The organism is Streptomyces sp. NPDC031340, assembly GCF_055569945.1.
In genome coordinates, this window is the sequence record NZ_JBVIIE010000018.1 from 54,420 (window position 1) to 73,081 (window position 18,662).

The window sequence follows — 18,662 nt, forward strand, 5'->3', positions numbered from 1 at the left end:
TGCGAGCAGGCGGCTACCCATGCTCGGGCGGGACATGCGCGCGGGGACGCGAACCGGCCACCTCGTGGTCGTACGAGCGTACGAGCGTATGAGGTGGCCGGGGGTGGGGGTCAGACCGCGGGGGCGGGGGTCAGACGGTCTGCCGGGGCAGGGCGCCGCCGGCCTTGGCTCGGGCGGCGTCGACGGCCTCCCATTCCTCGGTGCCGAGGTTGGCCAGCGCGGCCGGGAAGACGCCGTCCTGCTCCTTGAGGATGTGGGCGCGCAGCAGCGCCATCGCGTCCATCAGCCGGTCCGGCCAGGTCGGGTCGGCGGGCGTCACGCCGTCGGCGGCCTCGGCGAGGACCGCCTCGACCTGGCGGTGCTCCGCCTCCAGGACGCCGATCTGCTCGGGGAACTCGCCGGCCAGGGCGGGGAACAGGCCGTGCTCCTCCACCTCGGTGTGCGGGCCGAGCACGGTGGCGATGTCCCGGGCGACGGCCGCCAGGGCGGTCGTGTCACCGCTTCGGTGGGCGGTGCGCAGGTGGCTGATCAGGCGCACCACCTCGTCGTGCTCGCGGGTCAGTTCGTCGATGGCGGCCAGGGACTGGCAGCCGCAGTACTCGCACATCGCAGGGCTCCGGACGGGGGGTGGGGCGGTCAGTGGGAGGTGGCGGGCTTCGCCGACGTGCGGCGGGTGCGGCCGGTGACCGCGTGGCGGACGCCGGTGCCGGTGAAGGCCAGGGCCGCGGCGGCGACCAGACCCAGCAGCACCAGGCCGACGGCGTAGGAGCCGTAGGCGCCGTAGAGCGAGCCCATCACCAGCGGCGGCACGAACCCGCCCAGCCCGCCGGCGGCGCCCACCACGCCGGTGACCGAGCCGACCATGTTCGCCGGGGCCAGCAGCGCCACCAGGGCGAAGACGGCGCCGCTGCCGGCGCCCAGCGCGGCGGCCATCGCCAGGAAGGCGATGGTGCCGACCGGCGCGAGCGAGGGCGTCAGCGACTGCACGAACGCCGCGGCGAGCACCACGGCCATGCTGCCGGCGAGGACCCGGACCGGGCCGAGGCGGTCCGAGAGCCAGCCCCCGACCGGCCGCATCGCCACCGCCAGCAGGACGAAGCCGGCCATCCGGTCGGCCGCGTCGGCCTGGGTGAGCCCGTAGCCGGTCTTGAGGTAGGTGGGCAGGTAGACGGAGAAGGCGACGTAGCCGCCGAAGGCGACCGCGTACAGGGCGGACGCCTGCCAGGTGATGCCGAGGCGCAGGGTGGCGGCCAGGCGGCGGGTCAGCGGCTCGGTGGGCACGGTACGCGCCGGGGCGTCCCGCATCACCAGCGCGGCCAGCGCCGCGTAGGCCGTGAGCACGATCGCGGTGATCACGAAGGGGGCGGCCATGCCGGGCCCGTCCACCAGCTTGACCGTGGTCAGCGCGCTGATCGCGGTGCCGCCCATGCCCATGCCGAAGATGCCGATGGCCAGGCCGCGCCGCTCGGGCGGGAACCAGGCGCTGACGAACGGCACGCCGACGGCGAAGGCGGTGCCGCCGATGCCGAGGAAGAATCCGCCGGCCAGGAGGGCGGCGAGCGAGGAGTGCCCGGCCAGGCCCAGGTACAGCACCGGGACGACGGTGGCGGCCGACACCAGCGGGAACATCACCCGCCCGCCGAACCGGTCGGTCAGCGCGCCCACCGGGATGCGGCCCAGCGAGCCGACCACCACCGGCACCGCCACCAGCAGCGACTGCTCGAACGAGGACAGGTCGAGGCTGTCCTTGAACCGGGGGCCGAGCGGGCTGAGCAGCGCCCACGCCCAGAAGTTCACGGCGAATCCGACCGTGGCCAGGGCCAGCATCAGCCACGCCCGGCCGGGCACCGGCGCGCCCGGCGCCGGGCTGCCGTTCTGCACTGTCGACGACTGGGCCATCGTGTCCGTCCTTGTTCTCGCGGTTCTCACGGTTTCTCACGGTTCTCGCGGTCGTGGCGGCCTCATCGGGCGGGAGACGGGCCACGGCCGTGCGGTCCGCCCCCAGCAACTGTCCGGGTACGGCCGTGTGATGGGGCAGGGGCCTATGGTCCCTGCCCCCGGGCGGACGGTCCCGGGGCACGGACCCGGTCGTCCCGGCCGGGGCGCCGGGGTGGCCGGGGCCGGGGGGCGGACCGCACGGTCGGGGCGGTCCGCCCGGGGCGCCAGGGCGGTCCGCCGGCGGTCGGTCCTCCCCTCCCCCGGACGCGCGGATCATTCCCTGTCTGGTCTCACGCGTCACGGAGTCCGTCGCGGGCACTCGTGCGGCGTGCGGTACTGACCACGGCGCCGGCCTCGGCGACCAGGGCGGACAGTCGTCGGAGGGCGGGGCACGGCGGCGAACAGGTAGGGCGCCGGGCAGACCGGCGAACTCGGCGACCCGGGCCACCAGTTCGTCTAGCCCGGCCCCCCGGTGACAACGCCCCGGTGACCTGCCGTGCGCAGGGTGCGCGCGACGGCCGCGCACCGCTCGACGGGCCGGCATTGCGACGGCGCCCTCGCGCTCGGGTGTACGACGACGGCGCCCGGCACGGGGGACGGGGCGTGCGGACGGGGCAGCAGCAGGTCGCCGGGGACGGGTCCGGCGAGCAGGACGTCGCCGAAGCTGTCGAGTCGGGTGACCGGTGCCTTCATCGCGTCCTCCGGCTCGTGTCGAAGGCGTTCGCGATCGGGCGTTCGTCGGCGATCACGCGCCCCCGCGGCGGGCCGGCCAGCACCGCCCGCACGGCGGTGGTCAGGTCCGGCGCCACGTGGTCGGCGCGGGCCGTCTCCTCGGGGCGGGTGCGCGCGTTCGGCACGAGGATGCCGTGGGCTCCCGCCCGGCGAGCGGCCTGCACGTCGGCCTCGATGTCGCCGACGACGACGCAGCGCTGGGGTGGCGTGCACAGCCGTCCGCAGGCCCACAGCACCATGCCGGGCTCCGGTTTGCGGCAGTGGCAGCCGTCGTCGGGGCCGTGCGGGCACACCGCGAACACGTCGAACGGGCCGAGGAGGTCGTCCACGCGCCGGTTGACGCGGCGGACGTCGGCGGCGGTGAGCAGGCCGCGCGCGACGCCGGACTGGTTGGTGACGACGCCGGTGCGGATGCCGTGGTCGCGCAGCAGGCGGAGCGCCTCGCGGGCACCGGCGACGGGGCGCACCCGGTCCGGGTCGGCGTTGCAGGGGACGTCCTCGACGAGGGTGCCGTCGCGGTCGAAGAGGACGGTCCGCACGGCGGACGGCCCGTCGCGGGTCACGGCGGGAGACGCGTCGGGATCCGGGCTCATGGCGGAGGTCAGTCCGGGGTCCGGGCTCATGCCGGAAGTCAGGTCGGGTTCCGGGCTCGTGCCGGACGTCAGGTCGGGGTCCGGGGTCGTCTCCTGGGTCATGAGGCCACCTCCGGCCAGGCCGGGGCACCGCGGTGCCGCCACAGCCCGCCGAGCCAGTGCCAGGTGGCGGCGGGCGGGATCAACGCGCTGGTCGCGAGCATGGTGACGACCTCCTCACGGGTGCGCGGCCCGGGGGCGATGCGCGACCACGCGAACTCGCCGGTGCCGACGGCCCAGCCGGCCGCGCAGGCCACGGCCGGCCGCCGGTACCCGGCGGCGGCCAGGAGGCACGCGGCGAGACCGGCGGCGGTGACGGCGAGGTGGGAGCGCAGCCTGCCGCGCGGGGCGGACGCCCTCTCCCACCAGTCGGGGCCGTGCAGGCGGCGCATGAGCACGTCGTCGGCGTTGCCGCGCTGGGCGCGCAGCGAGACCCAGCGGGAGGCGGGGCGCACCGGGTGGCGCGTCGTGCGGCGGCCCTGCCGGATGCGCCAGCCGGCGTCGAGGACGCGCAGCGCGAGGTCGGCGTCCTCGCGGAAGGCGCGCCGGAAGCGCTCGTCGAAGCCGCCGACGTACTTCAGCGCGTCGGTTCGGTAGGCCATGTCGGCGGTGATCCACCGAGCCTGCGCGAGTCCCGCGGTGCCCCGTTCCCAGTCGGTGGGGCGGCGCTCGCCGGGCAGCGGTACGGCGATGACGCCCTGCACCCCGGCGGTGTCCGGGGAGGCCTCGGCGAGGTCCTCGGTGAGCTGGGCGCACCAGTGCGGGCCGACCTGGACGTCGTCGTCGAGGAAGGCGACCCAGGGCGCGGTCACCCCGCGCAGGCCGGTGTTGCGGGCGGCGGCCGGGCCGCGGCCGCCGCTGTGCAGCACGACGGTGCGCTCCCGCAGGTGGCCCAGAACGCTCAGGGGGTGCGCCAGCGCGGCGGGGTCGGGCGCGGGTCCGGGCCGGTCGTCGACGACGAGGATCTGCTCGGGCGGGGGCCCGGTCGCGGCGGCGAGGGCCGCGAGGCAGTCGGCGAGGGTGTCCCGCACCAGGGTGGGGATCACGACGGCGTAGGCGGTCATCCGAACGCCCTCCCCCGGCGCACCGCGTACGGTCCGACGGCGAGCAGGTCCACGGGCGCCGAGCCGAAGCACTCCAGGACGTCACGCGGGTCGTCGACCATGGGCCGGCCGGCGGTGTTGAGGCTGGTGTTGACCACGACCGGCAGTCCGGTGCGCCGCTCGAAGGCGGCGAGCATCCGCGCCACCGAGGGTTCGTCGCGCTCGTCGACGGTCTGGATGCGGGCGGTGCCGTCGACGTGCACGACGGCGGGGACGCGGTCGCGCCATTCGGCGGCGACGTCGTGCACGAACAGCATGTACGGGCTGGGCAGCGGCCCGCGGAACAGCTCGTGGGCGCGGTCGGCGGCGACCATGGGCGCGACCGGGCGGAACTCCTCCCGGCCCTTGACGTGGTTGAGCCGTTCCAGGTTCTCGGCGCGGCCCGGGTGGGCGAGCAGGGAGCGGTGGCCGAGCGCGCGCGGTCCGTACTCGCTGCGGCCCTGGAACCAGGCGACGATGCAGTCCCGGGCGAGTTCCTCGGCGACCGTCTCGGCGAGGAGCTCGGGGGCGCGGCGGGCGTACTCCAGCCGCAGCGGATCGAAGGGGTCGTCCAATCCCATGTCGCGGGCCGGGCGGGCCAGCTTGGGGTCGAAGGAGTAGGCGACGGCGTCGAGTTCCTCCGGCCGCAGGCCCGCCTGCTGCAGGCACCAGCGCGCGGACAGTTCGGGCAGCTCCCAGGCGGAGAAGGGCAGCGGGCGCTTGCCGTGCTTGCGGCGGCTGAACCGCTCCTCCTCGGTGGCGGCCACGGTGCGGCCGTCCACCACCACAGCGGCGGCCGGGTCGTGGAACAGGGCGTTGATGCCAAGAATGTGCATGGCGCGGGCTCCGTCACGGGCGGCGAGTGCGGCTGGGCGTTGCACCGGGTGCCGGGGAGAAGCTGCCTCAAACACTTGGAGACAACTCGCCATGAAAGCCGCACCAGACTTCACTTTGGGTGACCAGCGGACCACTGGTCCTCGCCCAGGGCCTTCCAAGAGCTCGGAAAGGGCCCGTCCGGGGGCGCTCGGCAGGGGCGCACGGACCCCGCCGAGCGCCCCCGTGAACTGCCGGGGATACCCGGTCGAGCAGCCCGGATTCCCTACGATCGTGCCGTGGCCACCTTCCTGCTCGAACGCACGGCGCCGCTCCCTCCCGAGGAGGCCTGGCGCCGCCTGACGGAATGGCCTCGCCACGGCGAGGTGGTTCCGCTGACCCGCGTCACCGTGAAGACCCCGCCGCCGACCCGCGTGGGCACGGTCTTCGTGGCCCGTTCGGGCATCGGCCCGCTCGCCTTCGACGACCCCATGGAGGTCACGGTGTGGCGCCCGCCGACACCGGACACGCCGGGCCTGTGCCGGCTGGAGAAGCGGGGCCGGGTCGTGACGGGGTGGGCCGAACTGGAGGTCGGCCCGGGACCGGGCGGCCACAGCCGCGTGCGCTGGCACGAGGAACTGGACGTCCGCCCGCTCCCCGGCCTCCTCGACCCGGTGGTCACCCGCACGTCACACTACGTCTTCGGCCGCGCGGCCGACCGCCTGCTACGACGCCCGTGACACCCGCCCCGGACACCACCCGCCCCGCGGTCGCGACACCGGCACCGGAGCCGAGCCGTTCCCTCGCGTCGCCCGATCACGGCCCGCACGGCAAGCGCCTCGCACTGCTGGGCCGTAGACGGAGGGCCGCTGTCAGTACCGGATGGTAAGAAGCCGGAACGACCCGGACACCAGCCCTCGGAGGGCTTCCGCGCCGAATCGCCCGGCGTCGGCACGGCGGGAACGGGCCGCAGGAAAGGCGCACACGATGGAAACACCCCGCACCGAAGTCACCGCGATGGCCTTCAGCGAGGCGGCCGACTTCCTGGTCGTCGCCCGGGCCGGCGGCCAGGTGGAGTACTGGTGCCTCGGAATGCCCAGTGCGCCGGAGGTCGTGCTCACGGATCCGGACGATCCCGTACTCGACCTGGTGAGCGATGGCCCCGGCGTCCTGGGGATCACCTCGCGGCGTCTGCTCCGCTGGGATGCCGGGATGAGACTTCAGGCCGAGCGGGTGCTGGAGCATCCCGTGCACTTCGTCACTGTGACACCTGCCGCCCTCTGGCTGGCGGGGGACTCGCATGTCGCGCGGCTCGACCGCGTTCTGGGCGAGGCCCACTGGATGCCGATCGGGGAGGGGGTGACAACCGACTTCGATGTCCACCCTTCGGGCAGGCGCCTGGTGGTGGTGAAGGACGGACTCCGTGTTCGCGTCCATGACGGCATCAGCGGCGCGGAGCTTCATGCCTGGGACAAGAAGGGCCGTGACGTCCGGCACGTCTCCCTGCGCTTCGCCGCCGGGCCCGATCACCTCTGGGAGGCTGAGAACCGCGGCTGGTGGCTGCGGCGGGTCTCGGCCAGGAGCGGTCGGCAGGCAGGAGGCAGGAACGAGCCGGTCCGGAGCCTGCACAGTGCATGGGCGGGGCCGCTGGCCTTCTGCCCCGACCGCAGGTATCTGGCGGTGCTGCAGACGGGCCGTGCCGTACAGGTCTGGGACGCAGGCCTCGACCGGCCCGTCTTCTATGCCGAGCCGGTGGCCGACAGGTCCCGGCAGAAGGCGCTGGAACGTCTCGGTCGTACGCCCTCCCTCGTCTCGTCGGGCCCGAACGTGATCAAAGCAGCGCGGAGCCGGCGCCTGCCCGACCGGGACGCCGCCGTCACCGCGCTCGCGGTCGCCGGTGGGGCGGCCGTGGTGGCGCTCGGCGACCGCGAGGGTGCCGTGCACCTGTGCGACACCGCGGCAGGGTCGGTCGAACGGCTCGGCGCGGACGGGTGGGTGACGGCGCCGCGGTGCACAGCGGTGGACCAGTGGGGCAGGGGCATCGGGCACGGGCTCCGCGACGGCGAGCCCTGGATCGTGCACGAGGGCAGGCTCGCCAAGCTTGCCTTCGACCGTCCCGTCCCGGCAGACGGTGTGCGACTCGAGGGCTTTCCCTCCGGGACTTCCAACCGCCCGCTCTTCTTCCGCGACGACCTGGTCTGGCATGCCGACCACGGGAATCTGTGGGCCTGGGAGGTCATGACCGGACGGCTGGTGTGGCACATCGAGCCCGCCGGCAGGCCGTGCATCGTGGGGGACACCGCCTACCTGATCGAAGGAAGCGACCACTACGACCACAGCTTTCCCCTGGTGAGGATCGACCTGCGCACCCGTCAGGTGGACGAACCCCGCACCTTCGAGATCGACCGGACCTTGATAGACCTGAGCACCGCGCCGGTCAACTGGCCCGGCCTCACGGCGATCGGACGCCATCTCGTGCTCCGTCTGGAGTCCAGGCCCGAACGGGCTTTCCTGGTCGACCCCGAGCGTCTCGAACTGACACGTGAATTGCCGGGGGACATCCGCCGCGACCCGCACGAGGACGGCCGTGTGCTGCACCAGACCCCGGACGGCTATACGGTCATCGACCTGGACAACCCGTCCGCAGAGCCGAGGACGCACACGTTCGGCATCCCACTGCACCACATACGGTGGCAGTCGGAGCTCAGCGACGACCGCGTGGTCGGCTGGGACCACAGGGTCAAGCGGATCGTCACCGCCTCCCGTTCGACCGGCGAGCTCCTCGATGACTTCCCCGGCCACGGCGCGGACGTCAACCTCTTCTTCGTCTCCCCCGACGAACGCACTCTGCTCTCGGCGGACACCGCGGGGTTCGTCCGCGTCTGGCGCCTGACCTGACGAGACGACATGTGTCACCCGGCGCGGCAGTGAGATCGTCATCGTGAACACCTGGCGCACCGAGGCCGGGGCCTGGCTAGTGGGCGGGGCGGAACGGACGCAGCAGACGGATGCCGTCCTCGATGGATCCGTCGATCAGTTCGAGCATCTGTGGGACGAGTTGCTGCATCCGGGGCGCGGCGAGGTGGGAGTCGAGGTGGGCGCGTGTTTCCCAGCGTTCGTAGATGACGAACGAGCCGGGCCGCCCCTCGACTTCATGGGCCTCGTAGTCGATATTGCCCGGGTCGTTGCGGGAGGGGGTGACGGCTGCGGTGATGAACGCTTTGAGGTCGGCCTCTCTGCCGGCCTTCGCCTTCGCGTCCCAGATGACGGTCACGTAGCCGTTCGATGTCGCGGTCATGTTGATCCCTGTTTCTCTGTGTGCTGAAGAGCTGACTGCCGGTACGAGGCCGGTGTCAGCGGTTGACGGAGTCGAGGAGGTCGGCGTTTGCGGAGGTCGTCGAAGACCTCGAGCGGCAGCCCTCCGGGGCTCGACTCCCTCTGGGCCATGAGCGGCGTGACGGCCCCGACGAGGACAGCCTCGGCGCCCCGTCCCGCACCGTGCCCGGCGACGTACCGGGCGGCCTCTCCGCCGCCGGCACAGGGGCCCGCGTGGACGACGTCGTGCGGGTCGAGGTGGGCTACCACCGTCGCGGCATCCGCCGCGTAGTGGCCCATGTCGTCGAATTCCTCGGCCGGAGCGAGGCCGATCAGTGAGCGGACTGGGTGTGATCCTGCTCCACATACACCTTGAGGGCCTGGAACTCCTCAATCGCTCGCGGGCCGCACAGGTAGCCGTAACCGCTGCCCTTGACGCCGCCCTCCTCGAAGTCCTCGCTGATGGCTCCCCAGGTGTTGATCCACACAGTGCCGGTGCGGATGCGCCGGGCGATCCGGCGGGCCTTCATCGAGTCCGAGCTGAACACCGAGGCGGCCAGACCGTAGATGGTGGCGTTCGCCTTGGTCACGGCGTCGTCCTCGTCGTCGAAGATCTCGAACGTCTGAACCGGACCGAAGACTTCTTCCTGCACGATCCGGACGTCGGTCCGGTCCACCTCGATCAGACTCGGCCGGTAGAACGCACCGGCGGCCAACGGACCGTCGGTGACCACACCGCCGCGCAGCAGTACCGTGCCGTACGAGGCGGCTTCCTCGACGATCGCGTCCACCCGCTGGGCGGAGGCCCGGTCGATCACCGGGCCGAGCTGGGCCTTCTCGTCGTCGCCCGAGCCGAGCCGCACCTGCGCGAGCGCGCTGGTGAGCCGAGTGCGCACCTGGTCGGCGATGTCCCGGTGGACCAGTACGCGGGAGCCGGTGCAGCAGAACTGCCCGTTCATCAGCACCAGCGACTGCACCACGGTCGGGATCACCATGTCCAGATCGGCGTCGGGGAAGATCACCATCGGAGCCTTGCCGCCCAGTTCCAGACCGAGCCGCTTGAGCGTGGTGGCGGCCGCGGTCGCGATCTGGCGCCCGACCGGCGTACTGCCGGTGTAGTTGATCACGGCGACCTTGTCCGAGGTGACCAGGAACGGGGCCCCGGTGTTGCCGGACTCGGTGAACACATTGACCACGCCCGCCGGGATTTCCGGAACCGAGGCCAGAACCTGTGCGAAGAGCTCATTGGTCAGCGCCGTCTGGGCCGGAAGTTTGACCACGGCGGTGCAGCCGGCGGCCAGCGCCGGGCCCAGTGCCCGCACGGTCAGCATGATGGGGGAGTTCCAGGGAGAAATGATCCCGGCGACACCGAGTGGCTCGGGCACCGAGTGGGTGTACTGGCCGGGCGCCGTCTCGGCGGCGCGCCCGGCGCTCTGGGTGCGCGCAGTCGCCGCCGCGTACCGCAGCCACCCGACCGCACCGCTGACCTCCCACGTGGTCTCGCCCAGCAGCTTGCCGTTCTCCCGGGACAACATGGCCGCAACCTCGGATACCCGGGCCTCGAGGGCGTCGGCCAGCCGGCTGAGTGCGGTCGCCCGAAGCGAGGGAGTGCTCGCCCATTCGGTGGTCGCGAACGCGGCGTCGGCGGCGTCCACGGCGACCGAAGCCTCTGCCTCGCCACCGTCGTAGAAGGAGCCGACGACTGTGCCGTCGGCCGGGTTGATCGATTCCAGAACCGAGCCGGAGCCGGTCCACTGTCCGTTGATCCAGTGCTGCGCAATGGTGTTCATGACGTCGATCCTGCAATCGCACCGAGCGTGCAGGAAGGCACAGATCTTCGTCGTACCACCAGTACGACCCTGAGACGGGTTCGAGCGAAGATGGAATCATGAACGAACTCGGGCAAGTCCTGCGGGCGTGGCGCGAACGCCTGACTCCGGAAGCCGCCGGAATCCCTCACAACGCCCCCCGCCGCGTCGCCGGCCTGCGCCGCGGAGAGCTGGCGATGCTGGCCGGAATCTCCGCCGAGTACGTGGAACGCCTGGAACAGGGTCGCTCCATCACCCCCTCTCCTCAGGTGTGCACAGCCATCGCCCGCGTGCTGCAGCTGTCCGACGACGAACAAGCACACCTCATGCGCCTGGCCGGCCACGCCGCGGGACCGGACCGGATTCCCCAGCTGATCCCGGCGAGCCTGCACCGGCTGATGGAACAACTTGCCGTCAACCCGCTGGCTGTCTACAGCGCTGCCTGGCAGTTGCTGCACTGGAACCCACTTTTCGCGGCGACCTTCGGTGACCCGAGCTCTTCCGACGACGACGGCCGCAACCTCATGCTGTCCCAGTTCGGACCGGGGCCCGGACGACTGCGGCTGACCAAGGCCGAACGGGACGCGTTCGAAAGCTCTCTCGTCTCCGACCTGCGCGCAACCACCAGCCGTTATCCGTACGACCCTTCGTTGGCGGCGCTCGTCACGAAGCTGCGTCGTCTCCCCCGCTTCCTGTCGTTGTGGGCCCAACCGACCGTGGGCGACCTCCAGAGTGCGCGCAAGATCGTCGTGCACCCTCAGGTCGGCGAGATCGCCCTCGAGTCCAGCGTCCTGACAATCCAGCCCGCAGACCTGCGCCTCGTGGTCTTTCTGCCGCGCCCCGACACGGACGCCCGCAGCAAGCTGGACCTGGCGGCCACCATGGGCCTTGAGCAGTGGGTCTAGATTTTCCGATCACGCAGCCTTCACCAGGGCTGCAACCCCGTATGAAATCCACCGCGGGTCTAGGTCACAGGCAAGATGAATCTTGCTGGTCAGGCCGCCTCTGGAGCGGCCGATTCCCGCGCTCGGACAAGATCATTTGGCGACAGACCCTAGGCCGGAGCCCCGGCCCGAGCCGGGGTCGGGGACGGGTGCACGGGACCGTCATGGTGGATCGGGGTGGGTGTTCCGGTGAGGGGCCGGCCGGTGCCGCCGCGCCGGGCGGCGACGATCTCCGCCGCTATCGACAGGGCCGTCTCCTCCGGGGTGCGGGCGCCCAGGTCGAGGCCGATCGGTGAGCGCAGGCGGCGCAGTTCCGCGTCGGTGAGGCCGGCTTCCCGCAGCCGTGTGTCGCGGTCGAGGTGGGTGCGGCGGGAGCCCATCGCGCCGACGTAGGCGACCGGGAGGCGCAGCGCCAGCCGGAGCAGGGGGACGTCGAACTTGGCGTCGTGGGTCAGCACGCACAGCACCGTGCGGGCGTCCACGGGCGTCCGCTCCAGGTACCGGTGCGGCCAGTCGACGACGATCTCGTCGGCCTCCGGGAAGCGGGCCCGCGTCGCGAAGACCGGCCGCGCGTCGCACACGGTGACATGGTGGCCGAGGAACTTGCCGACGCGGACCAGGGCGGCCGCGAAGTCGATCGCGCCGAAGACGATCATCCGGGGTGGCGGAACGCGGGACTCGACCAGGACCGTGAGCGGCGTGCCGCAGCGCGAACCCCGCGCGCCGATCTCCACGGTGCCGGTGCGGCCGGCGGCGAGGAACGCCGACGCCTCGGCGACGGCCGTGCGGTCCAGGTCCGGGTGCCCGCCGAAGCCGCCCTCGTGCGTGCCGTCGGCGCGGACCAGCAGGGCGCGGCCGGTGAGGTCAGCCGGCCCCGACACCACCCGCGCCAGCGCCGCCGCCCGGCCGTGCGCCGCGTCGGCGAGCGCGGAGACGAGCACCGGGCGGGCCGGGTCGGCGGACCTTGCCGGCGTGACGAGGACATCGATGACGCCGCCGCAGGTCAGGCCGACGGCGAAGGCGTCCTGGTCGCTGTAGCCGAAGCGCTCCAGCACGCTCTCGCCGTCCCGCAGGGCCTGTCGGCACAGCTCGTACACCGCGCCCTCCACGCAGCCGCCGGAGACCGAGCCGACCGCGGTGCCGTCGGCGTCCACCGCGAGGGCGGCGCCCGGTGTGCGCGGGGCGCTGCCGGTGACCGCCACCACGGTGGCCACGGCGAAGTCGCGCCCCTGCTCGGCCCACCGGTTCAGTTCCTCCGCGATGTCCAGCATCTGACGGACTCCTCGGCTCTCACGCGGTTCCGGTGAGGTGCTCGGGCCGTACCGGCGTCCGGTTCAGTTCCAGGCCGGTCGCGTCGCGGATCGCCGCGAGGACGGCCGGGGTCGACGACAGGGTGGGCGCCTCGCCGACGCCGCGCAGCCCGTACGGGGCGTGGTGGTCGGCGAGTTCCAGCATGTCGACGGGGATGGCCGGGGTGTCGAGGATGGTGGGGATCAGGTAGTCCGTGAAGGAGGGGTTGCGCACCTTCGCCGTCACCGGGTCGACGACGATCTCCTCCATGACGGCGATGCCCAGCCCCTGGGCCGTGCCGCCCTGGATCTGGCCGACGACGGACAGCGGGTTGAGCGCCTTGCCGACGTCCTGGGCGCAGGCCAGCTCGATCACCTTCACCAGCCCGAGTTCGGTGTCGACCTCGACGACGGCGCGGTGCGCGGCGAAGGAGTACTGGACGTGGCCGTTGCCCTGGCCGGTGTGCCGGTCGAAGGGCTCGGTCGGCCGGTGCCGCCACTCCTTCACCACCTCCACGGCCTCCTCCTCGAGGACGTCCGCCAGGCCGGCGAGGACCTCGCCGGCGTCGGTGACCACCTTGCCGCCTTCGAGCAGCAGTTCGGCCGTCGCCCAGGCCGGGTGGTGGGAGCCGAACCTGCGGCGCCCCATCTCCAGCACCTTCTCGCGCACCAGCTCGCAGGCGTGCTTCACGGCGCCGCCGGTGACGTACGTCTGCCGCGACGCGGACGTGGAACCGGCGCTGCCCACGCCGGTGTCGGCCGGGCGGATGGTGACCTGGGCGACGCCCAGCTCGGTGCGGGCGATCTGCGCGTGGACGGTGACGCCGCCCTGGCCGACCTCCGCCATGGCCGTGTGGACGGTGGCGACGGGCTCGCCGGCGACGGCCTCCAGGCGGACGCGGGCGGTGGAGTAGTCGTCGAAGCCCTCGGAGAAGCCGACGTTCTTGATGCCGACGGCGTAGCCGACGCCCCGGACGACGCCTTCGCCGTGCGTGGTGTTGGACAGGCCGCCGGGCAGTTGCCGTACGTCGACGCCCTCGCTGGACTCCCAGGCGCGTTCCGGCGGCATCGGCATCGCCTTGACGCGGCGCAGCAGTTCGGCGACCGGGGCCGGGGAGTCGACCGGTTGCCCGGTCGGCATCAGGGTGCCCTGCTCCATGGCGTTCAGCCGGCGCAGCTCCACCGGGTCCATGCCGAGCCGCGCGGCCAGCTTGTCCATCTGGGCCTCGTAGGCGAAGCACGCCTGGACCGCGCCGAAGCCGCGCATGGCGCCGCAGGGCGGGTTGTTGGTGTAGAGGGCGAGGGCCTCGATGTCGACGTCGTCGACCCGGTACGGGCCCACGCCCAGGGAGGCGGCGTTGCCGACGACGGCCGGGGAGGCGGAGGCGTACGCGCCGCCGTCGAGGACGATCCGGCACTTCACGTGCGTGAGCCTGCCGTCCTCGGTGGCGCCGTGCTCGTAGTGCAGGCGGGCCGGGTGGCGGTGGACGTGGCCGAAGAAGGACTCGAAGCGGTTGTAGACGATCTTGACGGGCCTGCCGGTGCGCAGGGCCAGCAGGCAGGCGTGGATCTGCATCGACAGGTCCTCACGGCCGCCGAAGGCGCCGCCGACGCCGGCCAGCGTCATGCGCACCTTGTCCTCGGGCAGGCCGAGCACCGGGGCGATCTGGCGCCGGTCGGAGTGGAGCCACTGGGTGGCGATGTAGAGGTGGACGCCGCCGTCCTCCTCGGGCACGGCGAGGCCGGACTCCGGCCCGAGGAACGCCTGGTCCTGCATCCCGAAGTGGTAGTCGCCGGTGACGATCACATCGGCCTTCCGCGCGGCCGCGGCCGCGTCGCCGCGGACGATGGGCTGGCGGTGGAGGATGTTCGGGTGCGGGACGTGGTCACAGTGGTGATCGGTGCGGTCGGCGTGGACGAGGGGCGCGTCGGGGGCGGTCGCGGAGGCCTCGTCGGTGACGACGGGCAGTTCCCGGTACTCGACCTTGATCTTCGCGGCGGCGCGGCGGGCGGTCTCCGGGTGGTCGGCGGCGACGATCGCGACGGGCTCGCCGTGGTGGCGCACCTTGCCGTGGGCGAGGACGGGGGTGTCCCGGACCTCCAGGCCGTAGTGGGTCACCTCGGCCGGCAGGTCGTCGTAGGTCATGACGGCGTGCACGCCGGGGGTCGCCAGGGCCTCGGCGGTGTCGATGGAGACGATCTCGGCGTGCGCGACGGTGGAGCGGAGGATCTGGCCCCACAGCATGTCCTCGTGCCACAGGTCGGACGAGTACGCGAACTCGCCGGTGACCTTCAGGGTGCCGTCGGGCCGGAGCGTGGACTCCCCGATGCCGCCCGCGGCGCGGGACTGCTGGGTGAGTCCGGTGGGGGCGCCGTTGGGAGCCCCGGTGGGGGTGCCGGAGAGAGCCCCGGTGGGGGCGTCTCCCGTTCGGACGGAGCCGGAAGTGGGGGTGGGCACGGTTCAGGCCCCCTCGCTCTGCCGGGCGGCCGCGAGGCGGACCGCGTCCATGATCTTCTCGTAGCCGGTGCACCGGCACAGGTTGCCCGAGAGGGCCTCGCGGATGTCCGCGTCGGTGGGGTCCGGGTTGCGTTCCAGCATCTCGTCGGCGGCGACCAGCAGGCCGGGCGTGCAGAAGCCGCACTGGACGGCGCCCGCGTCGAGGAACGCCTGCTGGACGGGGGCGAGCCCGGCGCCCTCTCCCGCCCGGGGGACGCCGTCCCCTGGCTCCTCGGGGCCGGTGCCGTCGGCGGCCGTCCCGCGGGAACGCCGCCCGGCGTACTCGGCCAGGCCCTCCACGGTGACGACCTCGCGGCCCTCGGCCTGGCCGGCGGCGACCAGGCAGGCGCACACCGGAACGCCGTCCAGGCGGACCGTGCACGAGCCGCACTCGCCCTGCTCGCAGGCGTTCTTCGAGCCGGGCAGGCCGAGCCGCTCGCGCAGCACGTACAGCAGGGACTCGCCCTCCCACACGTCGTCGGCCTCCTGCGGGCGTCCGTTGACGGTGAAGGTGACGCGCATCAGGCTGCTCCCTCCGTGCCGGCGGCAGTGGCACGGTACGACTCCCAGGCCCAGCTCAGCGTGCGGCGGGCCATGACGCCGACCGCGTGGCGCCGGTAGTCCGCGGTGCCCCGGACGTCGTCGATCGGGTTGCAGGCGGCGGCGCACAGGCCGGCGAACTCCTTGGCGACCGACGGGGTGATGATCCGGCCGTTGTCCCAGCAGCCGCCCTCCTCCAGGGCGGCTGCCAGGAACTCCTCGGCGGCCTTCGCCCGGACGGGGGTCGGGGCGGCCGAGCCGATGCCGGTGCGGACGGTGCGGGTGCGCGGGTGCAGCGCGAGGCCGAAGGCGCAGACGGCGATGACCATCGCGTTGCGGGTGCCGACCTTGGAGTACTGCTGCGGGCCGTCGGCCTTCTTGACGCGCACGCTCCTGATCAGCTCGTCGGGGGCGAGCGCGTTGCGTTTGACGCCGGTGTAGAACTCGTCGACGGGGATCAGCCGGGTGCCGCGCACCGACTCCGCCTCGACCTCAGCGCCGGCCGCCAGCAGGGCGGGGTGGGCGTCGCCGGCCGGGGAGGCGGTGCCGAGGTTGCCGCCGACGCCGCCGCGGTTGCGGATCTGCGGGGAGGCCACCGTGTGCGCGGCGAGGGCGAGCCCCGGCAGTTCGGTGCGCAGGTTCTCCATGATCTTCGTGTAGGGGACGGAGGCGCCGAGCCGGACCGTCTCGTCGTCGGTCTCCCACTCGTACAGGTCGCCGATGCGGTTGAGATCGAGCAGGTACTCGGGCCGGCGGTGGTCGAAGTTGATCTCGACCATCACGTCGGTGCCGCCCGCGATCGGCACGGCGGTGGGGTGCTCCGCCTTCGCGGCGAGCGCCTCCTCCCAGCTGGCGGGGCGAAGGAAGTCCATGACGGCCTCTTGTTCGTCTCGGGGGCGTACGGATCGAGCCGGATCCGGTGCGGCGGGCTGGGCTCGTCATGTGCTGTTGACGCGGAGTGTGGTCAGTACACAGCGCCGTACTCCAGCGGGGTCAGTCACGGAAAACATGAAGGAGTTGGCTGGCCAGCGCGGTCATCTTGTAGATTCGTATGAACGGAGGCCCTCAGTAACCTCTTCGTCTTCCCACGGAAACGCGGGAAACAACCCTGGCCATCGGCCACGCGGCTCGCGCACACCGGCTCGCGCCGCCTTCCCTGTCCCCTCACGAACCCTCGCGGGTTTCGAGACGAAGATCGGCGGCGACGAGAATGCGGCTGCGCGCACTGCTGGACACCGACGCGCTGGGCCTCAGGCTGCTCGGCGGGGAGGACGAGCTGGACCGCACCGTGCGCGGCGTGATGACCACCGACCTGCGCGACCCCAGCCGCTACCTCTCGGGCGGGGAGCTGGTGCTCACCGGCCTGGCGTGGCGCCGGGACGCGGCCGACTCCGAGCCGTTCGTGCGGATCCTGGTGCAGGCCGGGGTGACGGCGCTGGCGGCCGGCGAGGCCGAACTGGGGAACGTGCCCGAGGACCTGGTCGTGGCGTGCGCACGGCACCGGCTGCCGCTGTTCGCCGTGCACGAGTCGGTGGCGTTCGCGACGATCACCGAGCACGTCGTGCGGCAGGTGTCCGGCGAGCGTGCCGGGGACCTCGCGGCCGTGGTCGACCGCCACCGCCGGATGATGACCTCGGGACCGGCGGGCGGCGGCCCTGATGTGGTGCTGGACCTGCTCGGCTCCGACCTGGACCTGCGGGCCTGGGTGCTGTCCCCCACCGGCCGGGTCGTCGCCGGTCCGAAGACGGCGGCCCCCGCGCTGCCCGCGGACGTCTGCGCCCGGCTGGCGGCCGAGCACCTCGCCGCGTCCCGCACGGGCCGGCGCGGACCGCACCGGGTGACGCTCGGCCCGGCGACGTACTCGCTGTTCCCGGTGCGCAGCAGCGGCCGCGCCCCGCACGCCTCGCGCGACGTGCGGGAGACGGTGCTGTCGGACTGGCTGCTGGCCGTCGAGGCGGACGCCGCGGACTGGCCCCCGGAGCGGCTGGACCTGCTCCAGGGCGTCACGCAGCTGATCGCGGTCGAGCGCGACCGGCGGGACGCGGCGCGCACGGTACGGCGCCGGCTCGCGCAGGAGGTGCTGGAGCTGGTGCAGACCGGCGCGGTGCCCGCCGAGATCGCCGCCCGCCTGCGGGTGGCGGCGCCGGTGCTGCTGCCCGGCCTCGGGGCCGCCCCGCACTGGCAGGTCGTGGTGGCCCGGGTGGAGTGGGAGCGACGGGAGCAACAGGGCTCCGGAGCCGGAGCCGGTTCGGAAGGGGCCCCGGGCTCGGGCTCGGGTGCCGCGTCCGCGTCCGCAGCCTCGATCGAGGGCGGTGGCGGTGGCGGGCGGCCGGCCGGCGAGATCGAGACCGGCCCGGTCGCCCAGGCGCTGCTGGAGGAGATCCTCGTCGACCCGCTGTCCACGGGCGTCGAGCCGTCCGACCGCATCGCCGTGACCCACGCGGGCGACGAGGCGGTCGCCCTCGTTGCGCTGCCCGCCGTCTCCGCCGAGCACGACGGCTCCGAGGTCGGGATCCTCGCCGAGGCGCTCCTGGAGTCCGTACGCGAGCCGCTGTCGGCCGGTCTCGACGACGACGGGCGGGTCACGCTCGGCGTCAGCGCGGCCGTGCACTCGGCGGAGGGCCTGCGCGGCGCGCTGGAGGAGGCCCGGCACGCCCGCCGGGTGGCGGCGGCCCGGCCGGGCCGGGTGTGCGCGGCCGGGCACCAGGAGCTGGCCTCCCACGTCCTGCTGCTCCCCTTCGTCCCCGACGACGTCCGCCGCGCCTTCACCGCCCGCCTGCTGGACCCGCTGCGCGAGTACGACCGCCGCCACCGCGCGGAGCTGATCCCCACCCTGGAGGCGTTCCTCGACTGCGACGGCTCCTGGACGCGCTGCGCGACCCGGCTCCACCTGCACGTCAACACGCTGCGCTACCGGGTGGGGCGAATCGAGCAGTTGACGGGCCGCGACCTGTCCCGGCTGGAGGACAAGCTCGACTTCTTCCTGGCGCTGCGGATGAGCTGAGGCCGGCGCGGGAAGGAACCCGATGGCACCAAGTGCCGTCGGCGTCGCACGACTTTGTGAAATCCTTC

At 73.1% G+C, this 18,662-nt stretch carries 16 protein-coding genes and 1 pseudogene; 4 read left to right on the forward strand and 13 right to left on the reverse strand.

Annotated features, from left to right (window positions below):
• Positions 1–130: 130 nt before the first annotated feature.
• The 6 genes from ACZ5GT_RS16395 to ACZ5GT_RS16420 all read right to left on the reverse strand — a co-directional run bounded on the left by ACZ5GT_RS16395 (position 131) and on the right by ACZ5GT_RS16420 (position 5,220).
• Positions 131–607, reverse strand: coding sequence for a hemerythrin domain-containing protein (locus ACZ5GT_RS16395; protein WP_469022845.1), 477 nt, complete (start codon positions 605–607; stop codon positions 131–133).
• A gap of 29 nt (positions 608–636) precedes the next feature.
• Positions 637–1,899 (reverse strand): MFS transporter, encoded by a 1,263-nt coding sequence (locus ACZ5GT_RS16400; RefSeq protein WP_469022849.1) that lies wholly within the window; start codon positions 1,897–1,899, stop codon positions 637–639.
• A gap of 495 nt (positions 1,900–2,394) precedes the next feature.
• Positions 2,395–2,631: a hypothetical protein gene (locus ACZ5GT_RS16405; RefSeq protein ID WP_351888920.1), complete on the reverse strand. Its 237-nt coding sequence runs from the start codon at positions 2,629–2,631 to the stop codon at positions 2,395–2,397.
• On the reverse strand, positions 2,628–3,263 hold the full coding sequence (locus ACZ5GT_RS16410) for a D-glycero-alpha-D-manno-heptose-1,7-bisphosphate 7-phosphatase (protein ID WP_469023207.1): 636 nt from the start codon (positions 3,261–3,263) through the stop codon (positions 2,628–2,630). The genes ACZ5GT_RS16405 and ACZ5GT_RS16410 overlap by 4 nt, the downstream gene beginning before the upstream one ends.
• Positions 3,264–3,361: 98 nt before the next feature.
• Positions 3,362–4,366, reverse strand: a complete 1,005-nt coding sequence (locus tag ACZ5GT_RS16415) for a glycosyltransferase family 2 protein (RefSeq protein ID WP_469022851.1) — start codon at positions 4,364–4,366, stop codon at positions 3,362–3,364.
• A complete protein-coding gene (locus tag ACZ5GT_RS16420; RefSeq protein ID WP_469022858.1) occupies positions 4,363–5,220 on the reverse strand; it encodes a carbamoyltransferase C-terminal domain-containing protein in 858 nt (285 codons plus the stop codon). The genes ACZ5GT_RS16415 and ACZ5GT_RS16420 overlap by 4 nt, the downstream gene beginning before the upstream one ends.
• A 276-nt stretch (positions 5,221–5,496) precedes the next feature.
• On the opposite strand from ACZ5GT_RS16420, the gene ACZ5GT_RS16425 reads away from it, so the two are divergent.
• Both ACZ5GT_RS16425 and ACZ5GT_RS16430 read left to right on the forward strand, forming a co-directional pair.
• Complete coding sequence (locus tag ACZ5GT_RS16425) at positions 5,497–5,937, forward strand: SRPBCC family protein (protein WP_469022861.1); 441 nt, start codon at positions 5,497–5,499, stop codon at positions 5,935–5,937.
• A 247-nt stretch (positions 5,938–6,184) separates the two neighbouring features.
• Positions 6,185–8,095 carry a WD40 repeat domain-containing protein gene (locus tag ACZ5GT_RS16430; protein ID WP_469022864.1) on the forward strand — a complete coding sequence of 637 codons (1,911 nt, stop codon included), beginning with the start codon at positions 6,185–6,187 and terminating at the stop codon, positions 8,093–8,095.
• A 76-nt stretch (positions 8,096–8,171) separates the two neighbouring features.
• Here the strand turns inward: ACZ5GT_RS16430 and ACZ5GT_RS16435 are convergent, their stop codons facing one another.
• The 3 genes and pseudogenes from ACZ5GT_RS16435 to ACZ5GT_RS16445 all read right to left on the reverse strand — a co-directional run bounded on the left by ACZ5GT_RS16435 (position 8,172) and on the right by ACZ5GT_RS16445 (position 10,302).
• Positions 8,172–8,495: a putative quinol monooxygenase gene (locus tag ACZ5GT_RS16435; protein ID WP_469022869.1), complete on the reverse strand. Its 324-nt coding sequence runs from the start codon at positions 8,493–8,495 to the stop codon at positions 8,172–8,174.
• 86 nt (positions 8,496–8,581) lie between these two features.
• Positions 8,582–8,815 (reverse strand): annotated as a pseudogene (locus tag ACZ5GT_RS16440) (alpha/beta fold hydrolase); the annotation flags it as partial.
• A 29-nt stretch (positions 8,816–8,844) separates the two neighbouring features.
• Positions 8,845–10,302, reverse strand: a complete 1,458-nt coding sequence (locus ACZ5GT_RS16445) for an aldehyde dehydrogenase family protein (RefSeq protein ID WP_469022874.1) — start codon at positions 10,300–10,302, stop codon at positions 8,845–8,847.
• 98 nt (positions 10,303–10,400) lie between these two features.
• Between ACZ5GT_RS16445 and ACZ5GT_RS16450 the strand changes: the two genes are divergently transcribed.
• Positions 10,401–11,225, forward strand: a complete 825-nt coding sequence (locus ACZ5GT_RS16450; RefSeq protein ID WP_469022879.1) for a helix-turn-helix transcriptional regulator — start codon at positions 10,401–10,403, stop codon at positions 11,223–11,225.
• A 149-nt stretch (positions 11,226–11,374) separates the two neighbouring features.
• On the opposite strand, the gene ACZ5GT_RS16455 is transcribed toward ACZ5GT_RS16450, so the two are convergent.
• From ACZ5GT_RS16455 to ACZ5GT_RS16470, 4 genes are all read right to left on the reverse strand, one after another.
• Positions 11,375–12,535, reverse strand: a complete 1,161-nt coding sequence (locus tag ACZ5GT_RS16455) for an XdhC family protein (RefSeq protein WP_469022884.1) — start codon at positions 12,533–12,535, stop codon at positions 11,375–11,377.
• 19 nt (positions 12,536–12,554) lie between these two features.
• Positions 12,555–14,882 carry a xanthine dehydrogenase subunit D gene (gene pucD / locus ACZ5GT_RS16460; protein WP_469023211.1) on the reverse strand — a complete coding sequence of 776 codons (2,328 nt, stop codon included), beginning with the start codon at positions 14,880–14,882 and terminating at the stop codon, positions 12,555–12,557.
• 132 nt (positions 14,883–15,014) lie between these two features.
• Entirely contained in the window at positions 15,015–15,572 is a 558-nt protein-coding gene (locus ACZ5GT_RS16465; RefSeq protein ID WP_469022889.1) for a (2Fe-2S)-binding protein, read from the reverse strand.
• The gene (locus ACZ5GT_RS16470) at positions 15,572–16,462 is read right to left on the reverse strand and encodes an FAD binding domain-containing protein (RefSeq protein WP_469022895.1); all 891 of its coding nucleotides are present in this window, start codon (positions 16,460–16,462) and stop codon (positions 15,572–15,574) included. Before ACZ5GT_RS16470 ends, ACZ5GT_RS16465 begins: the two co-directional genes overlap by 1 nt.
• A gap of 338 nt (positions 16,463–16,800) precedes the next feature.
• Here ACZ5GT_RS16470 and ACZ5GT_RS16475 point away from each other — a divergent pair, with 338 nt between their 5' ends.
• The gene (locus ACZ5GT_RS16475; protein WP_469022899.1) at positions 16,801–18,594 is read left to right on the forward strand and encodes a PucR family transcriptional regulator; all 1,794 of its coding nucleotides are present in this window, start codon (positions 16,801–16,803) and stop codon (positions 18,592–18,594) included.
• Positions 18,595–18,662: the final 68 nt, after the last annotated feature.